The 8,489-nt window shown below is 66.2% G+C and carries 6 protein-coding genes and 1 pseudogene; 2 read left to right on the forward strand and 5 right to left on the reverse strand.

Going from position 1 to position 8,489, the window contains the following annotated elements; genetic code table 11:
• The first annotated feature begins 9 nt into the window (after nt 1-9).
• Both rfbA and ATO4_RS24485 read left to right on the forward strand, forming a co-directional pair.
• Nucleotides 10-882: a glucose-1-phosphate thymidylyltransferase RfbA gene (rfbA, locus tag ATO4_RS24480; protein WP_083594410.1), complete on the forward strand. Its 873-nt coding sequence runs from the start codon at nt 10-12 to the stop codon at nt 880-882.
• A gap of 220 nt (nt 883-1,102) precedes the next feature.
• On the forward strand, nt 1,103-2,011 hold the full coding sequence (locus ATO4_RS24485) for a formate/nitrite transporter family protein (RefSeq protein ID WP_083594399.1): 909 nt from the start codon (nt 1,103-1,105) through the stop codon (nt 2,009-2,011).
• A gap of 892 nt (nt 2,012-2,903) precedes the next feature.
• Here the strand turns inward: ATO4_RS24485 and eno are convergent.
• The 5 genes and pseudogenes from eno to ATO4_RS27920 all read right to left on the reverse strand — a co-directional run.
• Nucleotides 2,904-4,178 (reverse strand): phosphopyruvate hydratase, encoded by a 1,275-nt coding sequence (gene eno / locus ATO4_RS24490; protein WP_083594400.1) that lies wholly within the window; start codon nt 4,176-4,178, stop codon nt 2,904-2,906.
• 353 nt (nt 4,179-4,531) lie between these two features.
• Nucleotides 4,532-5,356, reverse strand: coding sequence for a 3-deoxy-8-phosphooctulonate synthase (kdsA, locus tag ATO4_RS24495; RefSeq protein WP_083594401.1), 825 nt, complete (start codon nt 5,354-5,356; stop codon nt 4,532-4,534).
• Nucleotides 5,353-6,189, reverse strand: coding sequence for a VOC family protein (locus tag ATO4_RS24500; RefSeq protein WP_083594402.1), 837 nt, complete (start codon nt 6,187-6,189; stop codon nt 5,353-5,355). Before ATO4_RS24500 ends, kdsA begins: the two co-directional genes overlap by 4 nt.
• A 53-nt stretch (nt 6,190-6,242) precedes the next feature.
• The gene (locus ATO4_RS24505; protein ID WP_083594403.1) at nt 6,243-7,871 is read right to left on the reverse strand and encodes a CTP synthase; all 1,629 of its coding nucleotides are present in this window, start codon (nt 7,869-7,871) and stop codon (nt 6,243-6,245) included.
• A 248-nt stretch (nt 7,872-8,119) separates the two neighbouring features.
• Nucleotides 8,120-8,489: pseudogene (locus ATO4_RS27920) on the reverse strand (hypothetical protein); the annotation flags it as partial.

Raw genomic sequence — 8,489 nt, forward strand, 5'->3', positions numbered from 1 at the left:
GAGACCATCGTGAAGGGCATCATCCTGGCCGGCGGAAGCGGTACCCGCCTTCATCCCATGACGCTGACCGCGTCGAAGCAGCTGCTTCCCGTCTACGACAAGCCGATGATCTATTATCCGCTGTCGACGCTGATGCTGGCCGGCATCCGCGAGATCCTGCTGATCTCGACCCCGCACGACCTGCCGCGCTTCAAGGCGCTGCTCGGCGACGGCGAGCGCCTCGGCCTGAAGCTCGCCTATGCCGAACAGCCGAGCCCGGACGGCCTCGCCCAGGCCTATCTGATCGGCGAGGACTTCGTGAACGGCGAGCCCTCCGCCCTGATCCTCGGCGACAACCTGTTCTACGGCCACGGCATGCCGACGCTGATGCAGAAGAGCGTCAAGCACGAGGACGGCGCCACCGTCTTCGCCTACCACGTCAACGATCCGGAACGTTACGGCGTGGTCGCCTTCGACGCCGACTTCCACGCCACCTCGATCGAGGAAAAGCCCGAAAAGCCGCGCTCCAACTGGGCGGTGACCGGCCTCTACTTCTATGACGGGCGGGCCAGCCGCTTCGCCAACACGCTGAAGCCCTCGCCCCGGGGCGAGCTGGAGATCACCGACCTCAACCGGATCTATCTGGAGGAAGGAACCCTCGAGGTCTCCCGCATGGGCCGCGGCTATGCCTGGCTCGACACCGGCACGCCGGATTCCCTTCTCGAGGCGGCGGAGTTCGTGCGCACCCTCGAACATCGCCAGGGCTTCAAGATAGCCTGCATCGAGGAGATCGCCTACGAGATGGGGCTGATCGACCGCGACCAGCTGATGACGCTCGGCAAGGAGCTCGGCAAGAGCAACTACGGCCAGTACATCCAGCGCATCGCCCGTACCGAGCGCTGAGCCTTCGCCCGGCCCGGCCGAGGGCGAACGGCGCGGGGGGCACCCGGCCGCCTTGCGAGCGGGAACACGCGCTCGCAAAATCACTTATCGTTCATGCAACCGGGTTTTCTGGCCGCTCCGGGGAGATCGCGACGGAACGGCCTTTATATGACGTCAGCCTTGCACGGATTTCGTCTCAGGAACCTTGCAGCGACCCGTTTCAGACGACAAGGCCAGACGCATGGATGCACCGAACACCGATCTCGAGAAACGCCACGTCAATCCGCGTCGGCACTCCAACGACGTCACCGAGCAGCGCATCGAGGAGGAAGGCTCGACGCTGACGGCGACGGAGCTGAGCGAGATCGAGCGCCGGCTGAGCCTCAGGCCGCTGGCGATCTACGAGCTGGTGCGCCAGGAGGGCGAGGACGAGCTGACCCGCCCGGTGTCGAGCCTGTGGTGGTCGGGCCTTGCGGCGGGGCTGTCGATCGGCTTTTCCGTCTTCACCCAGGCGGTGCTGCGGGCCTATCTGCCGGACACGCCCTGGCGCCCGCTGATCGAGTGCTGGGGCTATTCGGTGGGCTTCCTCATCGTCATTCTCGGCCGCCAGCAGCTGTTCACCGAGATCACCCTGACGGCGACGCTGCCGGTCCTCGCCCGGCCGAGGTGGATCGGAGTGAAGGCGCTGCTGCGGCTGTGGTCCGTCGTCTTCGTCGCCAACATGGTGGGCACGGCGGTCTATGGCGCCGGCCTCGCCTTCGACGTGCTCGACACGCCCGACATCACCGCCGCGGCCTTGGCGATCTCCCGCGAGGCCATGGCGGCCGGACCGTGGACGACGCTGTTGCGGGGTATCGTCGCCGGCTGGCTGATCGCCACCGTCGTCTGGGTGCTGCCGTCGGCCCAGAACTCCGGCTTCTTCGTCATCGCGCTCCTGACCTATCTGATCGCGCTGTTCCACCTCTCCCACATCGTGGCGGGCTCGGTGGAGGCGATGGCGCTGATGTTTTCCGGCGAGCTCATGCCGCATCACGCCATCTGGACCTTCTACCTGCCGGCCCTCGTCGGCAATGTCCTCGGCGGCTCGGCGCTGTTCGCGCTGATCAGCTACGGCCAGGTGGCCCCCGAGCTCGATCGGCGGGGGAATTGAGGGCTGAGCGAAGGCGGCGCCGTCGCCTTGCCACCGGCCGCTACCCGTCAGGCGTCGTCATTGCGGCCGCAGAGCCGGGATCCATTCCCCTGCGCGGCAATGGTGCGCAAAACGCAATCGGCATTTATTCAAGAGTCCACCTGTTCATATCCTGATGTCCAGGACTTGCGTGGGGTGGATGGCAATGCATAGACTCTTACTTTTTTGCTTGTTTATTTTAACGGCTTCTGTACTAGCTTCATGCAGCCAAGAACAAGAAGAGACCGTCGAACATATCGCTACGGGTAAATGCACTCACCTCGCTGACGCGTCAAATGCGGCTGCCGCGATCCGAGATTCAGTCATTAGAGACTCTATACGATTTCCTTCGATGTATAGAATATATGACATTGAAAAACAAACGAGATGGTTTCGATGGGTTGAGCTTAACAATATGACTCCCCCAGAGTATCTCGTTTCTTTCCAGTTTGATACGGGAAACGGTCAGTTCCGACGGGCGTTGGCGACAATTTCGCCAAACTGCACCAACGCTCACATAGAATCAATAGATCAAAAATAGATCCAATAGGCCGTGCCTCATTATTCTCATGCTTTTCCAAAAAGAGATGATAAAGAACATTTAATGCTAAACGGACGAGAGGCGTCGCAATGTTACCGCAGGCGTGGCATCGCCGATTTGGAATGGATCCCGGGTCAAGCCCGGGATGACGATGTCTTGGGGCCTGGCGCTCTTACCTTCAATGACGGGCTGCGCCCGGCACGAGATTCCGCCGAGTTGCTGCCGCAGGGCGGCGCCGAGAGCCGTGCAACGCCCCTCGCCCTTCGAGGCCCAGCCGGCTCGAAGAGCCGGCCGAGCACCTCAGGATGAGGGGAAACGGAGAGGCTTGCGCCATTACCCCCGGAGGATCGAGCGGCCGGCGAACACCGCCTGATCGCCGAGTTCCTCCTCGATGCGCAGCAGCTGGTTGTACTTGGCGAGCCGGTCGGAGCGGGCCAGCGAGCCGGTCTTGATCTGCCCGCAATTGGTGGCGACGGCGAGATCGGCGATGGTGGAATCCTCGGTCTCGCCCGAGCGATGCGACATCACGGCGGTGTAGCCGGCCCGGTGCGCGACGGAGACGGCGTCGAGGGTCTCCGACAGGGTGCCGATCTGGTTGACCTTGACCAGGATCGAATTGGCGACGCCCTTGGCGATGCCTTCGCGCAGCCGCTCGGAATTGGTGACGAAGAGATCGTCGCCGACCAGCTGGACCTTCGCGCCGATGTTGTCGGTCAGCGCCTTCCAGCCCTCCCAGTCGTCCTCGGCCATGCCGTCCTCGATGGAGATGATCGGATAGGCGCTCGCGAGCTCGCCGTAATAGGCGGCCATCTCGGCCGGCGACAGCTTGCGCCCCTCGCCTTCGAGGTCATAGACGCCGTTCTTGAAGAACTCGGTCGAGGCCGGATCGAGGGCGATGGCGATGTCCTCGCCGGGCTTGTAGCCGGCCTTCTCGATGGCCTTGACGACGAAATCGAGGGCTTCGGTGGCCGAGCCGAGATTGGGGGCGAAGCCGCCCTCGTCGCCGACATTGGTGTTGTGGCCGGCGTCCTTCAGCATCTTCTTCAGCGTGTGGAACACTTCCGCGCCCCAGCGCAGCGCTTCGGAGAAGCGATCCGCGCCGACCGGCATGATCATGAATTCCTGGAAGTCGATCGGATTGTCGGCATGGGCGCCGCCATTGATGATGTTCATCATCGGCACCGGCAGGACATGGGCCGAGGCGCCGCCGACATAGCGATAGAGCGGCAGGCCGGAGGCATCCGCCGCCGCCTTGGCGATGGCCAGCGACACGCCGAGGATGGCGTTGGCGCCGAGACGGGACTTGTTCTTCGTCCCGTCGATCTCGCGCAGCGCCATGTCGATGCGGATCTGGTCCTCCGCCTCGAAGCCGGCGATCTCCTCCAGGATCTCGCCATTGACGAAGTCGACCGCCTTGCGGACGCCCTTGCCCATGTAGCGCGACCCGCCGTCGCGCAGTTCGACCGCCTCGTGGGCGCCGGTGGAGGCGCCCGACGGCACGGCGGCGCGGCCCATCGAGCCGTCTTCGAGGATGACGTCGACCTCGACGGTCGGGTTGCCGCGGCTGTCGAGGATCTCGCGGCCGATGATGTCGATGATGGCGGTCATGGGGTGCCCCTGTCGTGACGAACGAATGGTTCGGGTGGGGTTCTAGACGATGAATGCGGGACTGGATAGCGGGCGAGGATCGACAGAGTCGGTGGGCGGTGTCAGAAGCCCAAGCTCGCATCGTCGGCGGCAGCTCGCCCCCCTCTGCCCTGCCGGGCATCTCCCCCTCAAGGGGGGAGATCGGCGGCGGCAGGGTTTGCGCCTAGCCCTCATCGCCGAGAGTGCCGCGAGGTTTCGAAGCGTGGCGAGGCTTTCAAACGCGGTCGATCTCCCCCCTTGAGGGGGAGATGCCCGGCAGGGCAGAGGGGGGTGACCCAGGCTCGGCGGAGCAGGCTACCCGCCCCGACCACGCTTCACCCCTTCGTCAGCGCATCCAGCGCCTTGAGCCGCTTCAGCATCTCCGCCATCTGGTCCAGCGGCACCATGTTCGGCCCGTCGGACGGCGCGTTGTCCGGGTCCTCGTGGGTCTCGACGAACAGCCCGGCGACTCCCACCGCCACCGCCGCCCGGGCCAGCGTCTCGACGAAGCGGCGCTCGCCTCCGCTAGAGCCGCCCTGGCCGCCCGGCTGCTGGACAGAGTGGGTGGCGTCGAAGACCACCGGCAGGCCGGTCTCGGCCATGATCGGTAAGCTGCGGAAATCGGAGACCAGCGTGTTGTAGCCGAAGGAGACGCCGCGCTCGGTGAGGAGGACGTTGGGGTTGCCGCTCTCGGTCACCTTGGCGGCGACGTTCTTCATGTCGTGAGGCGCGAGGAACTGGCCCTTCTTGATGTTGATCACCCGGCCGGTCTTCGCCGCGGCGATCAGGAGGTCGGTCTGGCGGCAGAGGAAGGCCGGGATCTGCAGGATGTCGCAGACGGCGCCGACTTCGCGGCATTGCTCCTCGGTGTGAACGTCCGTCAGAACCGGCAGGTCGAAGGTTTCGGCGACTTCCTGGAACACCGGCAGGGCATCGGCGAGGCCGATGCCGCGCTTGCCGGTGAGGCTGGTGCGGTTGGCCTTGTCGAAGCTCGCCTTGAAGACATAGGGGATGCCGAGATCTGAGGTGATCCGCTTCATCCTCTCGGCGATCATCATCGCATGGTCGCGGCTCTCCATCTGGCACGGCCCGGCGATCAGCGCGAAGGGCAGCGCGTTGGAAAACGAGGCGGATTTGGCGGAGACGGTGCTGGCGGTCATGTGCGGTCCTCGATGAAGCGGATGACGCCCCGGCCGTTGGGGCAGGCGATGGCGACGCCGTCGCCGTCCTTCGAATGGGCAATGTTCCGGCTCTGCCAGAAGTCTTCAGCGAAAGCGAGATCGGCGACCGTGAGGGTCAGGCTGGCGATCGCCAGCGGGCTCGTCCCGCCGGCGAAGACATCGAGCCGGCCGGCCTCCAGCGGGATCGCCAGCGAGCCGTCGCCGCGCTCGTCGGCAGGACTGTCGGCGACAGCGGAGAGATAATCGCGGAAGTGTTGCGGGTCGGGGGCCGAGAGCGTGACGCCGGCAATGCCCGTGGCGCCGTTCGGATGCCGCGTCAGCGCCGAGCGGTCGGGCTTCACCTGGTGCCGCGCCTCGCAATAGAAGAAGCTCGGCGCGTCGGCCGAATGGATCGCCGCGAAGGCAAGGCGGAACGACAGCTGCGTCGTGCCGCCGTCCGGCAGGCGCAACGCCCGTTCGAAATCGACGAGCCCCTCCTCGCCGGCTTCCTCTTCGAGCAGTTGCTCACGGTCGGCCAGCGCATCCTGCGAGCGGAAGCCGAGACCGGAAATCGCCGGTCGTTCGGCCAGATCCCGCAGCGCCGCGTCGCGTTCGACGAAGAGATGCCCCTCGTCCTTCGCCGCAGCATAGGCCGCTTCCTCGACGACCGACAGCGGCTCCAGATAGCGCCCGTCGGCAAAGAAAACGCAGGCATTGCCGGTGCCGAAGGGATGGACCGCATCCGGGGCGACGACAAAGCCGAGGCTCTCGAACCACTGCCGCGCGGCGGGCAGCGTCTCGAAGGGCATCACCAGATGATCGATCGAACGCATCGGCGTCTCCAGTCGGTTCGAGCGGCGTCGGCCGACGCTCGTTTCGATCGCCGTCAGACCAACCTGCTCTGCTCCAGCGCCGCGGCGACGAAGCTCGCGAACAGCGGATGCGGCTCGAAGGGGCGGGACTTCAGCTCGGGGTGATACTGGACGCCGATGAACCACGGGTGGTCGGCAAGTTCCACGGTCTCCGGCAGGAGGCCGTCGGGCGACATGCCGGCGAAGATCATGCCGGCCTCTTCCAGCACCGGCCGGTAGTCGCGGTTGACCTCGTAGCGGTGGCGGTGCCGCTCCTGGATCTGCGTGCCGCCATAGATGCCGGCGATCTTCGAGCCGGCCTTCAGCTCGGCCTTGTAGGCGCCGAGCCGCATGGTGCCGCCGAGGTCGCCCTCGGAGGCGCGGCGCTCCAGCTCGTTGCCCTTCAGCCATTCGGTCATCAGGCCGACGACGGGCTCGGGCGTCGCGCCGAACTCGGTCGAGCCGGCCTTCTCGATGCCGGCCAGCGAGCGGGCCGCCTCGATCACCGCCATCTGCATGCCGAAGCAGATGCCGAAATAGGGAACGTTGCGCTCTCTCGCGAAACGGGCCGCGTGGATCTTGCCCTCCGAGCCGCGCTCGCCGAAGCCGCCGGGGACGAGGATGCCGTTGACCCGTTCGAGATAGGGGGACGGATCCTCCTGCTCGAAGACCTCCGCCTCGATCCAGTCGAGCCGCACCCGCACCTTGTTGGCGATGCCGCCGTGATAGAGCGCCTCGATCAGCGACTTGTAGGCGTCCTTGAGGCCGGTATATTTCCCGACGATGGCGATGGTGACCTCGCCCTCGGGATTGCGGATGCCGTCGACCACCTGGTGCCAGCGCTGCAATTGCGGCTTCGGCGCCGGGTCGATGCCGAAGGCGGCGAGCACCTCGGTGTCGAGGCCCTCATGGTGATAGGCGATCGGCACGTCGTAGATCGTCGCGACGTCGAGGGCCTGGATCACCGCCGTCTCGCGGACGTTGCAGAAGAGGGAAAGCTTGCGGCGCTCCTCGGCCGGGACCGGCCGGTCGGCGCGCACCAGCAGGATGTCCGGCTGGATGCCGATGGCGCGCAGCTCGCGGACCGAATGCTGGGTGGGCTTGGTCTTCAGTTCGCCCGCCGTCGGGATATAGGGCATCAGCGTCAGATGGACGTAGATCGCTCCGCCTCGGGGAAGATCGTTGCCGAGCTGGCGGATCGCCTCGAAGAAGGGCAGGCCCTCGATGTCGCCGACCGTGCCGCCGATCTCGCAGAGGACGAAGTCGTAGTCCTCGTTGCCGTCGAGGACGAACTCCTTGATCGCGTCGGTGACGTGGGGAATCACCTGGACGGTGGCGCCGAGATAGTCGCCGCGCCGCTCCTTGGCGATGATCTGCTGGTAGATCCGCCCGGTGGTGATGTTGTCCATCTTGTTGGCCGAGCGGCCGGTGAAGCGCTCGTAATGGCCGAGATCGAGATCGGCCTCGGCGCCGTCGTCGGTGACGAAGACCTCGCCGTGCTGGGTCGGGCTCATCGTGCCCGGATCGACGTTGAGATAGGGATCGAGCTTGCGAAGCCGGACCCGGTAGCCACGGGCCTGCAAGAGAGCACCCAGAGCCGACGAGGCGACGCCTTTCCCCAGAGAGGAAACCACGCCGCCGGTGATGAAGATGTATCGCGCCATGGGCCTTCCCGATAACCGCGCGGGCGCGATTCTGCCAGTCACAATTCGCGCCGCGTTCCGATTGGTCGCATCCCGTCAGGAACGCGCGAGGGAGAAGAAAGTCGCGGGCCACCCGGCCAGGCGCACCAAAGCGCCGCGCCGTCGGGGGCCACGAGCCTGCCTCGCCCCATCCACAAAAATCGATCGTCCAAAAAGTCGCGGGGCGCCGTGGGGCGCCCCGTCGGTTCGGCCGTCCTTCGACGAAGGCCTTACTGCGAATTCGTCGCCCCGGCGGCGGGCGGAACCTCGGTCGCGCCGCCATTCGCCGCCGCGCCATCGGTCGAACCGGCCGGCGTCTGCGGCTCGGCAGGCGTCGTCGCGGGCGCGAGTTCTGCCGGCTCGGCGGCCGAAGGCGCAGCTTCGCCCAGCGTCGCGGGAGCGGCATTCGGGGCGGATGATTCGCCGCCATTCACCGCGCCGTCCGGCGTCGAGGGCGTGGCGGTACCGGCTGCCGGCGCCGCGTCGTCCTCGGGCCGCTCGGTGCCGGCGGGCGGCGCCTCGACGGGCGGAACCGTCGTCTCGTCGGCGCCTTCCGGCGTGTCGCCGGCCGGATTGGCGGGGATCGTCTCCACCGCTGGC

The organism is Aurantimonas sp. 22II-16-19i (assembly GCF_002088275.1).
Classification (GTDB): Bacteria; Pseudomonadota; Alphaproteobacteria; order Rhizobiales; family Rhizobiaceae; genus Jiella.

Bases quoted from the DNA above. Each gene is read 5' to 3' on its own strand.
- ATO4_RS24485 (WP_083594399.1), top strand. From the start codon at position 1,103: ATGGATGCACCGAACACCGATCTCGAGAAACGCCACGTCAATCCGCGT.
- eno (WP_083594400.1), bottom strand. From the start codon at position 4,178: ATGACCGCCATCATCGACATCATCGGCCGCGAGATCCTCGACAGCCGC.
- kdsA (WP_083594401.1), bottom strand. From the start codon at position 5,356: ATGACCGCCAGCACCGTCTCCGCCAAATCCGCCTCGTTTTCCAACGCG.
- ATO4_RS24500 (WP_083594402.1), bottom strand. From the start codon at position 6,189: ATGCGTTCGATCGATCATCTGGTGATGCCCTTCGAGACGCTGCCCGCC.
- ATO4_RS24505 (WP_083594403.1), bottom strand. From the start codon at position 7,871: ATGGCGCGATACATCTTCATCACCGGCGGCGTGGTTTCCTCTCTGGGG.